Origin of the sequence: Janthinobacterium fluminis, from assembly GCF_028595325.1 — a bacterium.
Taxonomy (GTDB): domain Bacteria; phylum Pseudomonadota; class Gammaproteobacteria; order Burkholderiales; family Burkholderiaceae_D; genus Janthinobacterium; species Janthinobacterium fluminis.
Genome location: NZ_JAQQXR010000007.1, coordinates 1 through 17,190 on the forward strand (window position 1 = coordinate 1; position 17,190 = coordinate 17,190).

14 protein-coding genes are annotated in these 17,190 nt (G+C 64.5%); 11 read left to right on the top strand and 3 right to left on the bottom strand.

What is annotated here, in order from left to right; genetic code table 11:
• Positions 1-325: 325 nt before the first annotated feature.
• Positions 326-886 carry an acyloxyacyl hydrolase gene (locus OIK44_RS17630; RefSeq protein WP_273672558.1) on the bottom strand — a complete coding sequence of 187 codons (561 nt, stop codon included), beginning with the start codon at positions 884-886 and terminating at the stop codon, positions 326-328.
• 150 nt (positions 887-1,036) lie between these two features.
• Here OIK44_RS17630 and OIK44_RS17635 point away from each other — a divergent pair, with 150 nt between their 5' ends.
• Positions 1,037-1,921 (top strand): NAD(P)-dependent oxidoreductase, encoded by an 885-nt coding sequence (locus OIK44_RS17635; RefSeq protein WP_273672979.1) that lies wholly within the window; start codon positions 1,037-1,039, stop codon positions 1,919-1,921.
• On the opposite strand, the gene OIK44_RS17640 is transcribed toward OIK44_RS17635, so the two are convergent.
• Positions 1,918-3,111: a M20 aminoacylase family protein gene (locus OIK44_RS17640; protein ID WP_273672559.1), complete on the bottom strand. Its 1,194-nt coding sequence runs from the start codon at positions 3,109-3,111 to the stop codon at positions 1,918-1,920. The genes OIK44_RS17635 and OIK44_RS17640 overlap by 4 nt on opposite strands.
• A gap of 198 nt (positions 3,112-3,309) precedes the next feature.
• On the opposite strand from OIK44_RS17640, the gene OIK44_RS17645 reads away from it, so the two are divergent.
• The 4 genes from OIK44_RS17645 to OIK44_RS17660 all read left to right on the top strand — a co-directional run bounded on the left by OIK44_RS17645 (position 3,310) and on the right by OIK44_RS17660 (position 10,145).
• A complete protein-coding gene (locus OIK44_RS17645) occupies positions 3,310-5,388 on the top strand; it encodes a molybdopterin-containing oxidoreductase family protein (RefSeq protein ID WP_273672561.1) in 2,079 nt (692 codons plus the stop codon).
• 52 nt (positions 5,389-5,440) lie between these two features.
• Positions 5,441-6,469: an aminopeptidase gene (locus OIK44_RS17650; protein WP_273672981.1), complete on the top strand. Its 1,029-nt coding sequence runs from the start codon at positions 5,441-5,443 to the stop codon at positions 6,467-6,469.
• 235 nt (positions 6,470-6,704) lie between these two features.
• Positions 6,705-8,387, top strand: a complete 1,683-nt coding sequence (locus OIK44_RS17655; RefSeq protein ID WP_273672563.1) for a long-chain-fatty-acid--CoA ligase — start codon at positions 6,705-6,707, stop codon at positions 8,385-8,387.
• Between the two features lie 75 nt (positions 8,388-8,462).
• Entirely contained in the window at positions 8,463-10,145 is a 1,683-nt protein-coding gene (locus OIK44_RS17660) for a long-chain-fatty-acid--CoA ligase (protein ID WP_273672565.1), read from the top strand.
• Between the two features lie 32 nt (positions 10,146-10,177).
• Here the strand turns inward: OIK44_RS17660 and OIK44_RS17665 are convergent, their stop codons facing one another.
• Positions 10,178-10,615, bottom strand: coding sequence for an acyl-CoA thioesterase (locus OIK44_RS17665; RefSeq protein WP_420213862.1), 438 nt, complete (start codon positions 10,613-10,615; stop codon positions 10,178-10,180).
• Between the two features lie 62 nt (positions 10,616-10,677).
• Between OIK44_RS17665 and OIK44_RS17670 the strand changes: the two genes are divergently transcribed.
• The 6 genes from OIK44_RS17670 to pyrC all read left to right on the top strand — a co-directional run bounded on the left by OIK44_RS17670 (position 10,678) and on the right by pyrC (position 17,188).
• A complete protein-coding gene (locus OIK44_RS17670; protein WP_273672567.1) occupies positions 10,678-12,510 on the top strand; it encodes an ABCB family ABC transporter ATP-binding protein/permease in 1,833 nt (610 codons plus the stop codon).
• 188 nt (positions 12,511-12,698) lie between these two features.
• Positions 12,699-13,652, top strand: a complete 954-nt coding sequence (locus OIK44_RS17675) for an amino acid ABC transporter substrate-binding protein (protein ID WP_273672569.1) — start codon at positions 12,699-12,701, stop codon at positions 13,650-13,652.
• A gap of 165 nt (positions 13,653-13,817) precedes the next feature.
• Complete coding sequence (locus tag OIK44_RS17680; protein WP_273672570.1) at positions 13,818-14,567, top strand: amino acid ABC transporter permease; 750 nt, start codon at positions 13,818-13,820, stop codon at positions 14,565-14,567.
• Position 14,568: 1 nt separating this feature from the next.
• A complete protein-coding gene (locus tag OIK44_RS17685; RefSeq protein WP_273672571.1) occupies positions 14,569-15,261 on the top strand; it encodes an amino acid ABC transporter permease in 693 nt (230 codons plus the stop codon).
• Positions 15,262-15,292: 31 nt separating this feature from the next.
• Positions 15,293-16,018 (top strand): amino acid ABC transporter ATP-binding protein, encoded by a 726-nt coding sequence (locus OIK44_RS17690; RefSeq protein WP_273672573.1) that lies wholly within the window; start codon positions 15,293-15,295, stop codon positions 16,016-16,018.
• 120 nt (positions 16,019-16,138) lie between these two features.
• Complete coding sequence (pyrC, locus tag OIK44_RS17695; protein WP_273672574.1) at positions 16,139-17,188, top strand: dihydroorotase; 1,050 nt, start codon at positions 16,139-16,141, stop codon at positions 17,186-17,188.
• The last annotated feature ends 2 nt before the right edge of the window (positions 17,189-17,190 follow it).

Consider the following 17,190-nt stretch of genomic DNA (forward strand, 5'->3'; position numbering starts at 1 on the left):
AACAACTTTGCGCCGATGATAGTGCTGCAACCAGTGTGAAAGTAGGTTATCGTCAGGCTAGTTATATTAAAAAACCCCGTTGGCGCCTTGTGCCTGACGGGGTTTTTTTCGTTTGGGGCTTTGGCATGCTGCACGTCCAAAGCCGGGGGGCAAGGCAGGGGGCCAAGGCCGGGGTCAGACCCCAGAAGGCCGGGGTCAGACCCCTGAGTCCCGGGTCAGACCCCGGGTTCGCCAACCGTTGCGTTGCGTGAGGGTCAAGCGGCAGGCGAAAAAAAACCCTTCGCCGCGGCGAAGGGTTTTGGGCGCCGGCGCAAGCCGCGCTGGTTCAGAAATGGTAGCTGGCTTTGACGTTCAGGAAGTTCACGCCGGTGTTCGGCTTCTTGTAGCCGCCGTTCGAGAAGTGCTGGATCTTCAGGCCGAGTTCCCAGTTGTTGTCGAAGACGTAGCCGACACCGACGTGGTCGCCGAACTGGAAGTGCGTCGACAGGCGATAGTCGGCATTGTCGTAGAGCTTGGACAGGAAGTGCACGCCTATGCCGCCTTCCGCGTAGAAGCCTTTTTTGTCATCGCGCTGGAAACGGAAGACCGGGGTGAAGCCGATGTCGTAGAGGTGTTGCTTGGCGCCCCGGACGTTTTGATAGCGGTTGCCGCGCCATGCGCCGGCGCTGGCGTCCCAGTAACCGCTCAGGTGCGTGCCATTCGACTGGAACCAGCGCTGGCTCCAGTCCGAGGTGACGCCGGCGCGCAGCATTTGCGTCTGGGTGCCGCTGGCGAATTCGCCGTAGACCGAGTCGATCAGCTTGCCATCCGCCGCGAAGGCCGATGGCATCGCCAGCAGGGCCGCAGCTGCGGCCAGGGGGGTAAGTAATTGTTTCGCGAAGAACATATAATCTTTCGTCTAGAATGAACTGGAGAGCTTGCCGCCGTGGCAAAAAGTAATGCGACTGATTGTATTGGTAATAACTAAATGAATAAGCTTTTTTACAATTTTTTGCTTTTATCAAGCTAGGGGCATCCATTGACATTTTCCACAAAAATCGCGTTCCTGGGAATAGGCTTGATGGGCGAGCCGATGGTGCGCCGTTTGTTGCAAGCTGGCTATTTTGTCACAGTTTGGAATCGCACGCAGAGTAAGGCCGAAACCTTGCTCCCGGCCGGCGCGGTGGTGGCGGCGTCCGTCGCCGAGGCGGTGCGCGGCGCCGACGTCGTGATCTCGATGCTGGAGGCCGGCCCGGTGGTCGGCCAGGTCATCGATGCCGCGCTGGCGGCGTTGCCGGCGGATGCCTTGTGGGTCGATATGAGTTCCACCAGGCAGTCGGAGGCGCAAGCCTTCCACCGCCGCCTGAGCGACAGCGGCCGCCATTTCATCGACGCCCCCGTGTCGGGCGGCGTCGGCGGCGCCGCCGCCGGCACGCTGGCGATCATGGCCGGCGGCAGCGCGGCCGACTACGCGCGGGTGGAGGCCGTATTCGGGGCGCTGGGACGGCCGACGCTGGTCGGGCCGGCCGGCAGCGGCCAGGTCGCCAAATTGTGCAATCAGCTGATCGTCGGCGCCACCTTGAACGTCGTCGCCGAGGCCCTGCTGCTGGCGCAGGCGGCGGGCGCGGACCCGGCCGCCGTGCGCGGCGCGATACGCGGCGGTTTCGCCGAAAGCCGGATTCTCGATGTGCACGGGCAGCGCATGTTGGAACGTAATTTCGTCGCCGGCGGGCAGGTCAAGAGCCAGCTCAAGGATATGCAGAATATCCTGGCCGCGGCGGCCGCCGCCGGGGTGACCTTGCCGCTGACGGAGCTGGTCGCCGAGCGCTATGCAAGCCTGGCCGGCAGCCACGCGACGGCCGACCATTCGGCGGCCTTGCTGGCTTTGGAGCAATTGAATCCGGGCTGCCGCCTGGGCAGCGCCGCGGACCGCTTGAGCTAGGCCAGTGGCAGGCTGGCTTCGGCCAGCCGCACCCAGAAGCTGGCGCCTATCGGCAGCAGGTTGTCGTTGAAGTCGTAGCTGCCGTTGTGCAAGACGCAGGGGCCGAGGCCGTGGCCGCCATCGCGGTGCTCGCCGTCGCCGTTGCCGATGAAGACATAGCAGCCCGGCTTTTCCTGCAGGAAGAAGGCGAAGTCCTCGGCGCCCATCGTCGGCTCGACGTTGGCGTCGACCCGCTCGGCGCCGACGACGTCGCGCATGACGTCGAGGGCGAAGGCGGTTTCCCTGGCGTGGTTGACCAGCGGCGGGTAGTTGCGCTTGAAGACGAAATCGACTTCCGCGCCGAAGCCGGCCGCCGTGTGCTCGGCCACCGCGCGCATGCGGTTTTCGATCAAGTCCAGCACCGGCGTCGTGAAGGTGCGCACGGTGCCGACCAGCGTTGCCGTGTCGGGGATGACGTTGGTGGCGCTGCCGGCATGGATCTGCGTGATCGACAGCACGGCCGTGTCGAGCGGGCTTTTCTCGCGGGTGATGATGGTTTGCCAGCTTTGCGCGATCTGCACGGCCACCATGACCGGGTCGATGCCCTTGTGCGGTTGCGCCGCGTGGGCGCCCTTGCCGCGCACGACGACGTGGAATTCGTTGCTCGACGCCATCATCGGGCCGGCCACGGCGCTCAGCGTGCCGCTCGCGGCGCCGGGCCAGTTGTGCATGCCGTAGATCGCGTCCATGGGGAATTGCGTGAACAGGCCGTCTTGTATCATCTGGCGGGCGCCGGCGCCGCCTTCCTCGGCCGGCTGGAACACCAGGTAGACGGTGCCGTCGAAATGGCGCTGCTGCGCCAGGTGGCGGGCCGCGCCCAGCAGCATGGCCGTGTGGCCGTCGTGGCCGCAGGCGTGCATCTTGCCGGGATGGCGGGAGGCGTGGGCGAAGGTATTGTTTTCCTGCATGGGCAGCGCGTCCATGTCGGCGCGCAAGCCGATCGCCCGCTCCGACGTGCCGTTGCGGATGATGCCGACGACGCCGGTGCGGCCCAGGCCGCGCACGACGGGGATGCCCCACTCGCTCAGTTTGGCGGCGACGACGTCGGATGTGCGCTGTTCCTCGTAGCACAGCTCGGGATGGGCGTGCAGATCGCGGCGGATCTGCTGCAGCTCGGCTTGAAACGCCATGATGGGCTCAACTAGTTTCATCGGACTCTCCTGGTATGCGCACGCGCCTGTTGTGCAGCGCTTATGCCGGCGGGCATGCCTGATCCAAAACATGCACCGTTAATCATGCATTGTAGCCCTTGTCGAGCCCGGAAATCCAGCGCCCGGCCCGCTGCCGCATGCGCGGGCCGGGAATGGTTTACAGTATTGCTTTCCCCGCCGCATTTTTTGGATGAAACGATGACCACGACACAAGTACGCGCAACCTGTCCGCATGACTGCCCCGATACCTGCGCCCTGCTGGTGACGGTCAGCGATGGCGTGGCCACCGAGGTCAAGGGCGACCCCGACCATCCGACCACGGCCGGCGTGCTGTGCACCAAGGTGTCGCGCTACACCGAGCGCACCTACCACGCCGAGCGCCTGCTGTATCCGCTGCGCCGGGTCGGCAAAAAGGGCGAGGGCAAGTTCGTGCGCATCAGCTGGGACGAGGCGCTGGCGACGATCGCCGCGCGCCTGGGCGACATCGCCGCGCGCGCGCCCCAGGCCATCCTGCCGTACAGCTATTGCGGCACGATGGGGCTGGTGCAGGGCGAGTCGATGTCGGCGCGCTTCTTCCACCAACTGGGCGCCTCGCTGCTGGACCGCACCATCTGCGCCTCGGCCGGCGGCACCGGCTACCGCTACACGGTGGGCGCCACCATCGGCACCGACCTCGAACAATTCCAGAACGCCAAGCTGATCCTGATCTGGGGCGGCAATCCGATCGCCTCCAATCTGCATTTCTGGACCCGCGCCCAGGAAGCCAAGCGGCGCGGCGCCAAGCTGATCGCGATCGACCCCTACCGTTCGCTGACGGCGGAGAAATGCCACCAGCACATCGCGCTGCTGCCGGGCACGGACGCCGCGCTGGCGCTGGGCATGATGCATGTGCTGATCGCCGAGGACCTGCTCGACGACGACTACATCGCCCGCTACACGCTGGGCTTCGAGGCGTTGCGGCAGCGCGCCGCCGAGTGGCCGCCCGAGCGCGCCGCCGAAGTCTGCGGATTGACGGTGGCCGAGGTGGTCGAGCTGGCGCGCCTGTACGGGCAGACGGCGAAAGACGGCGGGGCGGTGGCGATCCGCGCCAACTACGGCGTGCAGCGCGTGCATGGCGGCGGCATGTCGGTGCGCACCATCGCCTGCCTGCCGGCGCTGATCGGCGCCTGGCGCCACGCGGCCGGCGGCATCCAGCTGTCCTCGTCGGGCTCCTTCCCCGTCAACCGCGAGGCGCTGCAGCGGCCCGACCTGCTCAAGGAAACGCCGCGCACCATCAATATGAGCACCATCGGCGACGATCTGCTGCGCGAGGCGTCGGCGGAATTCGGCCCGAAAGTGGCCGCCGTCATCGTCTACAACGCCAATCCGCTGGCGATCGCGCCGGATTCGGCGAAAGTGGCGCAAGCATTCGCGCGCGAAGACCTGTTCACCGTCGTGCTGGAGCATTTCCAGACCGACACCGTCGACTATGCCGACATCGTGCTGCCGGCCACCACCCAGCTCGAACACGTCGACGCCCACCTCGCCTACGGCCACCTGTACATGATGGCCAACAACGCGGCCGTCGCGCCGATGGGCGAGGCGAAGGCCAACACCGAGGTGTTCCGCCTGCTGGCCGAGCGCATGGGCTTCGACGACCCGTGTTTCAAGGAAAGCGACGACGCGCTGGCGGCGCGCGCCTTCGACGCCGGCCACGCGCGCGCCGTGCATTTCGACTGGGAGGCCCTGAAGCAGAAGGGCTGGCAAAAGCTGGCCATGCCGGACGCGCCCTTCGCCGCCGGCGGCTTCCCCACGCCGTCGGGCAAATGCGAATTCTATTCGGCGACGATGAAGGCGGACGGCTACGATCCGTTGCCGACCTATATCGCGCCGCACGAATCGCGCGCCAGCAACCCGGAACTGGCGGCAAAATACCCGCTGGCGATGATCTCTCCGCCGGCGCGCAATTTCCTCAATTCGACCTTCGTCAACGTCAAGAGCCTGCGCGCGGCCGAGGGTGAGCCGCACCTGGACATCCACCCGGACGACGGCGCCGCGCGCGGCATCGTCCACGGCGACATGGTGCGCATCTTCAACGCGCGCGGCTCCTTTGTCGCCAAGGCGCGCGTGACCGACAAGGCCCGCGTCGGCCTCGTCGTCGGCCTGTCGGTGTGGTGGAAAAAACTCGCGGGCGACGGCAAGAACGCCAATGAGGTGACGAGCCAGCGCCTGACCGATATGGGCAGGGGGCCGACGTTTTACGACACCCTGGTTCAAGTGGAGAAAGCCGCAGTCTGAAAGCAAGGTAATGAGTAGCGACGCTTCCACAACCCGTTTGCCGCTGCGCCTGATGGCGGCGGGGGCGCTGGCCTGCGCGCTGGGCGGCTGTGCCCAGCTCAGCTACTACGCCCAGGCGGCCCAAGGGCAATACGCGCTGTGGTCGGACGCCAGGCCGATCGACGACTGGCTGGATGACCCGGCCACCGACGCCAAGCTGAAGGGGCGCCTGGCGAAAGCCCGGCAGATCCGCGCCTTCGCCGTCAGCGAGCTGGGCTTGCCGGACAACGGCAGTTACAAGAACTACGCGGCGCTGAAGCGGCCCTATGTGCTATGGAATGTCGTGGCGGCGCCCGAGCTGTCGCTGCAAGCGCTGCAATGGTGTTTTCCCATCGCCGGCTGCGTCAACTACCGCGGCTATTACAGCAAGGAGGCGGCGCAGGCATACGCCGCCGAATTGCGCGCCGAGCACTACGACGTGCAGGTCGGCGGCGTGCCGGCCTATTCGACGCTGGGCTGGTTCGACGATCCGCTGCTGTCGACCTTCATCAACTACAGCGACGCCGAGCTGGCGCGCATGATTTTCCACGAATTGGCGCACCAGGTCGTGTATGTGGCCGGCGATTCGCAGTTCAACGAATCGTTCGCCAGCGCCGTCGAGGAGGCCGGCGTGCGGCATTGGCTGGCGCGCTACGGCAACGACACCTTGCGCCAGAGCTATGCGCAGTATGTGCTGCGGCGCCAGGATTTCCTGCGCTTGCTGATGCGGCACCGCGACGCGCTGAAGGCGCTGTACGCCGGCCCCTTGCCGGCGGCGGCCAAGCGCGACGAGAAGGCGCGCATCTTCGCCGCCTTGAAGGAGGAGTACCAGACCTTGAAGGCGAACTGGGGCGGCTACGCCGGTTACGACCGCTGGTTTGCCGAACCCTTGAGCAATGCCCACCTGGCCTCGGTGGCCACCTACAATGATTTCCTGCCGGGCTTCCAAAAACTTCTCGAAGAAAAAAAGACCTTCCGTGCTTTTTATGCTGCAGTGCACACACTGGCGCAAGAGGACAAGGCGCAGCGCCACCGCGCGCTGGCACAACTGGGCCGCCCCTGACGGCGAACAATGTTCAGTCTGGGGTGGCGGCGGCCGGCGCCGCCGGGTCTTTCTCTGCTGCAGCGCAGCATAAAATTCGGCTAGAAGTCTTCCTCAAATAGGCGCAAAAGCGCTTGCTTTGGGCCGTCGCGACCGATAGCATCACATCCAGTAAGGGTAGAGCGCTTGCTCTACGAAAAGCTTTTCCGGTCCTGTACGCCGGCCCATAACGATCAATTCCAGACTCGAGGCACAGATGGACAAAATTTGGCTGAAGTCATACCCGCCCGGCGTACCTTCCGAAATCGACCTCAGCCAGTATCGTTCCCTGGTGCATATGCAGGACGAGGCTTTCCGCAACTATGCCGAGCGCAAGGCTTATGTGTGCATGGACAAGTTCCTCACCTTCGCCGACATCGACGCGTATTCGCAGAAGCTGGGGGCGTGGCTGCAGAGCCGCGGCCTGAAAAAAGGCGCGCGCGTGGCCCTCATGATGCCCAATGTGCTGCAATACCCGATCGCCCTGGCCGCCGTGCTGCGCGCCGGCTATGTCGTCGTCAACGTCAATCCGCTGTACACGCCGCGCGAGCTGGAGCACCAGCTCAACGACTCCGGCAGCGAGGCCATCATCATCCTGGAAAATTTCGCCACGACGCTGGAGCAGGTGCTGGGCAAGACGGGCGTCAAGCACATCGTCGTCGCCAGCATGGGCGAGATGCTGGGCGGCTTGAAAGGCCCGCTGGTCAATTTCGTCGTGCGCCACGTCAAGAAGCTGGTGCCGGCGTTCTCGCTGCCGAACGCGGTGCGCTTCAAGCAGGCGCTGGCGCAGGGCGGCGCGATGAAGCTGACGCCGGTCGAACTGGGCCAGAGCGACATCGCCTTCCTGCAATACACGGGCGGCACGACGGGCGTGTCGAAGGGGGCGGCGCTGTCGCACCGCAACGTCATCGCCAATGTGCTGCAGACGGAGGCGTGGGCCCAGCCGGGGCTGCGCAAGCCGCCGCAGGTGGCGTCGCTGACCATCGTCTGCGCGCTGCCGCTGTACCACATCTTCGCGCTGACCACCTGCGCGCTGTGGGGCACGCGCATGGGCGCGCTGTGCATCCTGATCCCGAACCCGCGCGACATCGGCGGCTTCATCAAGGAATTGGCTAAATACCCCTTCAATGTCTTGCCGGCCGTGAACACGCTGTACAACGCCTTGCTGAACCATCCGGACTTCGCCAAGCTCGATTTCTCCGGCTTGAAGCTGGTCAACGGCGGCGGCATGGCGGTGCAGCAAGCCGTCAACGACAAGTGGCAGAAAGTGACCGGCGTGCCCATCGTCGAAGGCTACGGCCTGTCGGAGACGTCGCCGGTGGCCACCTGCAACCGCAGCGACAGCGCGACGTTCACCGGCACCATCGGCTTGCCGGTGCCCTCCACCGAGATCGTCATCCTCGACGACGACGGCGCGCCGGTGCCGCTGGGCCAGTCCGGCGAAATCGCGATACGCGGCCCGCAGGTGATGGGCGGCTATTGGAACCGCCCGGACGAGACGGCCAAGGTGATGACGCCGGACGGTTTCTTCAAATCGGGCGACATCGGCGTGATGGACGAGAACGGCTATGTCAAGGTGGTCGACCGCAAGAAGGACATGATCCTGGTGTCCGGCTTCAATGTCTATCCGAACGAGCTGGAGGGTGTTATCGCCATGCATCCGGGCGTGCTGGAGTGCGCCTGCGTCGGCGTGCCCGACGCCCACTCCGGCGAGGCCGTCAAGGTCTACGTCGTGCGCCGCGATCCGGCGCTGACGGTCGAGGACTTGATGGCGTATTGCAAGGAGCAGTTCACCGGCTACAAGCGGCCGAAGTACATCGAGTTCCGCGACGAGCTGCCGAAGACGAATGTAGGAAAGATTTTGCGCCGCGCGCTGCGCGACGAAAAGAAGCTTGCGTAATCCGCGCATGCATGGGATGAAAGCGGGCGGCGCCGCGCGATCCGCGCGCTCCCCCACACACAAGATGAGGAATAGATGGACAAGATTTGGCTGAAGTCATACCCCGAAGGCGTTCCGGCGGAAATCGACTGCACGCAGTACAGCTCGCTGGCGCACTTGCTGGAGGAGGCTTTCCGTAAATACGCCGGGCGCAACGCCTATGTGTGCATGGACAAGTTCCTCACCTATGGCCAGCTCGATAAGCTGTCGCAGCAGATGGGCGCCTGGTTGCAGGGCAAGGGGCTGCGCCAGGGCGCGCGCGTCGCCATCATGCTGCCGAACGTGCTGCAGTATCCGGTGGCGATGGCCGCCGTGCTGCGCGCCGGCTACACCGTCGTCAACGTCAATCCCCTGTACACGCCGCGCGAGTTGCAGCACCAGTTGAGCGACTCCGGCGCCGAAGCCATCATCGTGCTGGAGAACTTCGCCACCACCGTTGAGCAGGTGTGCGCCAAGACCGCCGTCAAGCATGTGATCGTGGCGACGATGGGCGATATGCTGGGCGGCCTGAAGGGCACGCTGGTCAATTTCGTCGTGCGCCACGTCAAGAAAATGGTGCCGGCCTACGCGCTGCCGGGCGCCATTTCCTTCAAGGCCATGCTGGCCGAGGGCGCGCGCCTGACGCTGCAGCCGGTCAAGCTGGGCCACGACGACATCGCCTTCCTGCAATACACGGGCGGCACCACGGGCGTGTCCAAGGGCGCCGTGCTGCTGCACAGTAACGTCATCGCCAATGTGCTGCAAAACGAAGCCTGGCTGGCGCCCGTCATGCCCAGCGGCGCCGAGGTCCAGCAGCTCGACTTCATTTGCGCCTTGCCGCTGTACCACATCTATTCGCTGACGGTCAGCGCGCTGATGGGCATGCGCCTGGGCGGCATGAATGTGCTGATCCCGAACCCGCGCGACATTCCCGGCTTCGTCAAGGAAATGGCGAAATACAAGATCGCCGTCTTCCCGGCCGTCAACACCCTGTACAACGCGCTGCTCAACAACCCCGACTTTGCCAAGCTGGACTTCTCCAGCTACAAGGTGTGCAACGGCGGCGGCATGGCGGTGCAGCAAGCCGTCGCCGACCGCTGGCTAAAACTGACGGGCTGCCCCATCATCGAGGGCTATGGCATGTCGGAAACGTCGCCTGTGGTGTCGGCGAACCGCTGCGACATCGCGGAATTCACCGGCACCATCGGCTTGCCGATGCCGTCGACGGAAATCGGCATCCTCGACGACGAAGGCCGGCCCGTGCCCTTCGGCGAGGCCGGCGAAATCGCCATACGCGGCCCGCAGGTGATGGCCGGCTACTGGCAGCGCGACGACGAGACGGCGAAGTCGATGACGGCCGACGGCTTCTTCAAGACCGGCGACGTGGGCAAGATGGATGAGCGCGGCTATATCCGCATCGTCGACCGCAAGAAGGACATGATCATCGTCTCCGGCTTCAACGTCTATCCGAACGAGGTCGAGGGCGTCGTCGCCGCCCATCCCGGCGTGCTGGAATGCGCCTGCATCGGCGTGCCCGACGCCAACGCCGGCGAAGCCGTCAAGCTGTTCGTCGTGCGCAAGGACCCGAACCTGACGGCCGAGGCCCTGCTGGACTTCTGCAAGCACGAGTTGACGGCCTACAAAAAGCCGAAATACATCGAATTCCGCGACGAACTGCCGAAGACCAACGTCGGCAAAATCCTGCGCCGCCAATTGCGCGACGAGAAAAAGGCCGCCTAAGCCCGCTACGCGCGGCCGGGCGCCGCGCGGGCTCAGGAAATCAGCGTTTCAATCGGCGGCACCTTGCGCGGCTTGCGGTCGGAATCCGTGGCCACATAGGTCAGGGTCGCCTCGGTGACCTTGACGGTGCAGGCTTGCAGGCGGTTGCGCTCGGCGTAGACTTCCACGTTGACGGTGATCGAGGTATTGCCGACTTTGACGATATCGGCGTAGAAGGAGAGTAAATCGCCGACGAAAACGGGGTTTTTGAAGACGAAGGAATTGACGGAAATGGTCGCGACGCGGCCGTTGGCGCGCCGGGTGGCCGGCAGCGAGCCGGCGATGTCGACCTGGGCCATGATCCAGCCGCCGAACACGTCGCCATACACATTGGCGTCGGACGGCGCGGGCATCATGCGCAGCTCAGGCATTTTCCCCGCCGGCAAGCCGGATGCGAGACAGTTGTCGTACGGGGTGTGGGGCGTGGTCATCTTTAAAATCTCATGAAGGGCTACAATTGCCCAGATTGAACCATAAAAAGCCGAGCTTCGCCATGCGCCGTTATCCTGCCGTCCCCGCAGACACCCCCGCCGCCGCCGCCTCGCGCGGCGATTTCGCCACCTTGCAAACCCTCTTGCCCTACCTCTGGGTGTACAAGTGGCGCGTGCTGCTGGCGCTGCTGTGCCTGCTCGGCGCCAAGCTGGCCAACGTCGGCGTGCCGCTGGTGCTGAAACAACTCGTCGACGCGATGAGCGTCGCGCCGGGCCAGCCGCAGGCGCTGCTGGTGCTGCCGCTGGGCATCCTGGTCGCCTACGGCGCGCTGCGCCTGTCGACGACCGTGTTCACGGAGTTGCGCGAATTCCTGTTCGCCCGCGTCACGCAGCGGGCCGTGCGCACCATCGCCCTGAAGGTGTTCCGCCACCTGCACGCGCTGTCGCTGCGCTTCCACCTGAACCGCCAGACCGGCGGCATGACGCGCGACATCGAGCGCGGCACGCGCGGCGTCGGCGCGCTGATTTCCTACACGCTGTTCAACATCCTGCCGACCCTGGTCGAGATCGCGCTGGTGCTGGGCTATCTGGTGACGCATTACGACATCTGGTTCAGCGTCATCACGGCCGTCGCGCTGCTGCTCTACATCGCCTTCACGGTCACCGTCACGGACTGGCGCACGCATTTCCGCCGCACCATGAACGACCTGGATTCCAAGGCCAACACGAAGGCCATCGATTCCTTGATCAATTATGAAACGGTCAAGTATTTCGGCAACGAGGATTACGAGGCGCAGCGCTACGACGAGGGTTTGAAACGCTACGAGACGGCGGCCGTGAAGTCGCAAACCTCGCTGTCGCTGCTCAATACGGGGCAGTCGCTGATCATTGCCGCGGCCGTCACGCTGATCTTGTGGCGGGCCACCCAGGGCGTGATCGACGGCAAGATGACCCTGGGCGACCTGGTGCTGGTGAACGCCTTCATGATCCAGCTCTATATCCCGCTCAATTTCCTCGGCGTCATCTACCGCGAAATCAAGCAGAGCCTGGCCGATATGGAGCGCCTGTTTGCGCTGCTGGGGCAGCACCGCGAGATCGCCGACGCGCCGCAGGCCAGGGTGCTGGCCCCGCGCGGCGCCGAGGTGCGCTTTGCCCACGTCGAATTCAGCTACGAGGCGAAGCGGCAGATCCTGTTCGACGTCGACTTCACGATCGCCGCCGGCACCACCACGGCCGTGGTCGGCCACAGCGGCTCGGGCAAGTCGACGCTGGCGCGGCTGCTGTTCCGCTTCTACGAGGTCAATGGCGGCGCCATCAGCATCGACGGCGCGGATGTGCGCGCCGTCACGCAGGCGTCGCTGCGCGGCGCCATCGGCATCGTGCCGCAGGATACGGTGCTGTTCAACGACACCATCGAGTACAACATCGGCTACGGCAAGCCGGGCGCCAGCAAGGACGACATCGTCGCGGCGGCGAAGGCGGCCTCGATCCACGACTTCATCGAGAGCTTGCCGGATGGCTACGCGTCGATGGTCGGCGAGCGCGGCCTGAAATTGTCGGGCGGCGAAAAGCAGCGCGTGGCGATTGCCCGCACGCTGCTGAAGAACCCGGCCATCCTGATTTTCGACGAGGCCACCTCGGCGCTCGACTCGAAGGCGGAGCAGGCGATCCAGGCGCAGTTGCGGGAGATCGCCAAGAACCGCACCACGCTGGTGATCGCGCACCGGCTCTCGACGGTGGCCGACGCCGAGCAGATTCTCGTGCTCGAACACGGCCGCATCGTCGAGCGCGGCAGCCATCTGGCGCTGCTGGCGGCGGACGGCCTGTACGCGCAGATGTGGCAGCGCCAGCAGGCGCGCCAGGACGAGGAGCTCGGCGACGCCGAGGCCGCATAGGGAGGCGTGCGAAAAAAGCCACACTGGGGCCGCTCTCCGGTGTGACAATCCGCGTCATTTGCCGGCAAAATGCAAAATCAGTCATGGATGTCTTAAAAATACAATAGAATCCTTTTGGAATTGGTGGCAGCCGCACCACAGAACATAACGCCGGGCAAGAATGCCGGTTCATCCGCTCAGGAGACTTTATGAAATTTGTCAAAATGATGGCCGCGCTGCTCAGCGTCGGCGTGGTAAGCAGCATGGCGCCGGCGCAGGCTCAGGAATTGACCGGCACCCTCGCAAAAATCAAGAAGGCCGGTTCGATCACGCTGGGTGTGCGCGACGGTTCGATCCCCTTCTCCTACCTCGACGACAAGCAGCAGTACCAGGGTTACTCGGTGGACCTGTGCATGAAGGTCGTCAAGTCGGTGCAGAAGCAGCTCGGCCTGACCGAATTGAAAGTGGTGATGAATCCGGTCACCTCGGCCAACCGCATCCCGCTGATGGCCAACGGCACCATCGACCTGGAATGCGGCTCGACCACCAACAACCTGGAGCGCCAGCAGCAAGTGGCGTTCGCGCCGACGATGTTCGTCATCGGCAACCGCCTGCTGAGCAAGAAGTCGTCGAACATCAAGACGCTGGCCGACATGAAGGGCAAGACCCTGGTCGCCACCGCCGGCACGTCGACCTTGAAGCAGATGACGATCCTGAACGCCGAGAAGAACCTGGGCATGCACATCGCCGTCGCCAAGGACCATCCTGAAGCGTTCCTGATGCTGGAAACGGGCCGCGCCGCCGCCGAGGCGAACGACGACATCCTGCTGGCCTCGCAGGTGGCGAATTCGAAAAACCCGGCCGACTACGAGATCACCAAGGAAGCGCTGTCGGTGGAGCCCTACGGCATCATGTTGCGCAAGGGCGACGCCAGCTTCAAGAAGGCCGTCGACGACGCGCTGATCGCTTTCTACAAGACCGACGACTACCAGAAGGTCTACGCGAAGTGGTTCATGGCGCCTATCCCGCCAAAGGGCGTGAACATGAACTTCCCGATGCCGCCGCAGTTGCAGGCGGTGATCGCCAAGCCTACCGATTCCGGCGACCCGGCGGCCTACGCCGCGGTGCCGGAAGCGCAAAAAGCGGCCAGCAAGAAGAAGTAAGCCCGGCAGTGCATACAGCAGTGTGAGCAAGCGGGGGGCGCCAGCCCCCCGTTTCATTGGCGGCCGCCCCGGCGCGCAAAATGAAGACCCCCATAAAAAACAGATACCATACAGTTGGCCCCGCGTTCGCGGCGGCGCGCTGTCATGCATCGGAAGGATAGACACATGAACTACCATTGGAATTGGCACATTTTCTGGGAGATTTCTCCCGACGGTGTGGGAACGTATCTGGACACCCTGTGGTCCGGCCTGGTGTGGACGCTGGCCACGGCCGGCTCCGCCTGGATACTGGCGCTGGCGATCGGCTTCGTCGTCGGCACGATACGCACCCTGCCCAACAAGTGGGTGGTGGGCGTGGCCAATGCCTATGTCGAGCTGTTCCGCAACATTCCCTTGCTGGTGCAGATGTTCCTGTGGTTCTTCGTGATGCCGGAACTGTTGCCGCAGGCGGGCGGCGACTGGCTCAAGTCGCTGCCGAACGCGCCCTTCATCACGGCCGTGCTGTGCCTGGGCACGTTCACCTCCTCGCGCGTGGCGATCCAGGTGACGACCGGCATCCAGGCCCTGCCGCGCGGGCAGAAGATGGCCGGCACGGCCCTGGGCCTGACCCTGCCGCAAACCTACCGTTTCATCCTGCTGCCGATGGCCGCGCGCGTGATCCTGCCGCCGCTGACCAGCGAATTCCTGAACATCATCAAGAACAGCTCGGTGGCGCTGACCATCGGCCTGGTCGAGCTGACGGCGTCGGCGCGGGCGATCCAGGAATTCTCCTTCCAGGTGTTCGAGGCGTTTTCGGCCGCCACCATCATCTATATCGTCGTCAATCTGTGCGTCGTCGTGCTGATGCACATGATCGAGAGAAAAGTGGCGATTCCCGGCTTCATTGTGGCCGGCAGCAAATCGGGAGGACATTGATATGTTGGGCAATTTCGATTTTGATGTCATCTCGCGCTCCTGGGTCTACCTGTTCCAGACCGGCATGCTGTTTACGCTGCAACTGACGGCGCTGGCGATGGTCGGCGGCATCCTGCTGGGCACCCTGCTGGCGATGATGCGGATGTCGAGCAACCGCGCGCTGTCGCTGCTGGCCGGCAGTTACGTCAACCTGATCCGGTCTATCCCGCTGGTGCTGGTGATTTTCTGGTTCTACTTCCTCGTGCCGTATATCGCCGCGTGGGTCATCGGCGCCGCCGAGCCGGTCAAAGTGGGCGGCTTTTCCTCGGCCCTGATCACCTTCATCATGTTCGAGGCGGCGTATTACTGCGAGATCATGCGCAGCGGCATACAGTCGATTCCCCGCGGCCAGGTCTGGGCCGGCCAGGCGCTGGGCATGAATTACTGGCAATGCATGGGCAATATCGTGCTGCCGCAGGCGTTCCGCAACATGATTCCCGTGCTGCTGACGCAGACCATCGTGCTGTTCCAGGATGTGTCGCTGGTGTATGTGCTGTCCATCCCCGATTTCGTCGGCGCCGCCTCCAAGGTGGCGCAGCGCGACGGCCGCCTGGTCGAGATGTACACCTTTGTCGCCGTCGTGTATTTCGTGCTGTGCTATTCGCTGTCCGCGCTGGTCAAGCGCCTGCACCAGCGCGTCGCCATTATTCGCTAACCGCGGCCCATACCCATAACGGAGAAGAACAATGATTGAATTGAAGAATGTAAGCAAGTGGTACGGCCAGTTCCAGGTGTTGACCGATTGCAGCACCAACGTGGCCAAGGGCGACGTGATGGTCATCTGCGGCCCCTCCGGCTCCGGCAAGTCGACGCTGATCAAGACCGTCAACGGCCTGGAGCCGATCCAGAAGGGCTTGATCACGGTCGACGGCATCGCCGTCAACGACCCGAAGACCGACCTGTCGAAGCTGCGCGCGCGCATCGGCATGGTGTTCCAGAACTTCGAGCTGTTCCCGCACCTGTCGATCCGCGAAAACCTGACCATCGGCCAGATCAAGGTGCTGGGCCGCAGCGCCGACGAGGCCAACGCCAAGGGCTTGAAGTATCTGGACCGGGTCGGCCTGATCGCCCAGCAGGACAAGTTCCCCGGCCAGTTGTCGGGCGGCCAGCAGCAGCGCGTGGCGATCGCCCGTGCCTTGTCGATGGACCCGATCGCCATGCTGTTCGACGAGCCGACCTCGGCGCTGGACCCGGAAATGATCAACGAAGTGCTCGACGTGATGGTCGGCCTGGCCCAGGAAGGCATGACGATGATGGTCGTCACGCACGAGATGGGCTTCGCCAAGCGCGTCGCCAACCGCATCGTCTTCATGGACCAGGGCAAGATCATCGAGGATTGCAGCAAGGACGAGTTCTTCGGCACGACGCGCTCGGACCGCGCGCGCGACTTCCTGGCCAAGATCATCCATTAATGGCGCGGGACGGCGGCGCCGGCCCGGCCGCCGTCCCGGCCGGCGTGGCGACGCCTCGCGGCGGGGGACAGCGGCCGCCGGGCGCTGGTAAAATGGTGCATCCGTTCCAAGAAAGCCGCCATGTCCACCATCGAAACTCCCCACAGCCTGACCATCACCCGTCCCGACGACTGGCACCTGCATTTGCGCGACGGCGCGACGCTGGCCAGCGTGCTGCCGCATAGCGCGCGCCAGTTCGGCCGCGCCATCGTGATGCCGAACCTGAAACCGCCGGTGACCACCACGGCCGACGCGGCGGCCTACCGCGAACGCATCCTGGCCGCGCTGCCGCAGGGGATGAGCTTCGAACCCCTGATGACGCTGTACCTGACCAACAACACCACACCCGACGAAATCCGCCGCGCCCAGGACAGCGGCTTCGTGCACGCGGTCAAGCTTTACCCGGCCGGCGCCACCACCAATTCGGACGCCGGCGTGAGCGACCTGAAGAATTGCTACAAGACGCTGGAAGCGATGCAGGAAGTGGGCATGCCCTTCCTCGTGCACGGCGAGGTGACGGACCCGGAAGTCGACATCTTCGACCGCGAGGCCGTCTTCATCGAGCGCGTGATGCGTCCGCTGCGCAGCGATTTCCCGGCGCTGAACATCGTCTTCGAGCACATCACCACCAAGCACGCGGCGCAGTACGTGGCCGAGGCCGACGGCCCGATCGCCGCGACGATCACGGCCCACCACCTGCTGTACAACCGCAACGAGATCTTCAAGGGCGGCATCCGCCCGCACCTGTACTGCCTGCCGATCCTGAAGCGCGAGGAGCACCGCCTGGCGCTGATGACGGCCGCCACCAGCGGCGACGAGCGCTTCTTCCTCGGCACCGACTCGGCGCCGCACGCGCAGGGGGCGAAGGAGGCGGCCTGCGGCTGCGCCGGCTGCTACACGGCGCTGCACGCGATGGAGCTGTACGCCGAGGCGTTCGAGCGCGCCGGCGCGCTCGACAAGCTGGAGGGGTTCGCCAGCTTCCACGGCCCGGCCTTCTACGGCCTGCCGCGCAACAGCGACACGATCACGCTGCGGCGCGAGGCGTGGACGCTGCCGGAGTCGCTGGCGCTGGCCGGCGACAAGGTGATCCCGTTGAACGCCGGCGAGCGCATCAACTGGAAACTGGTTTAAGC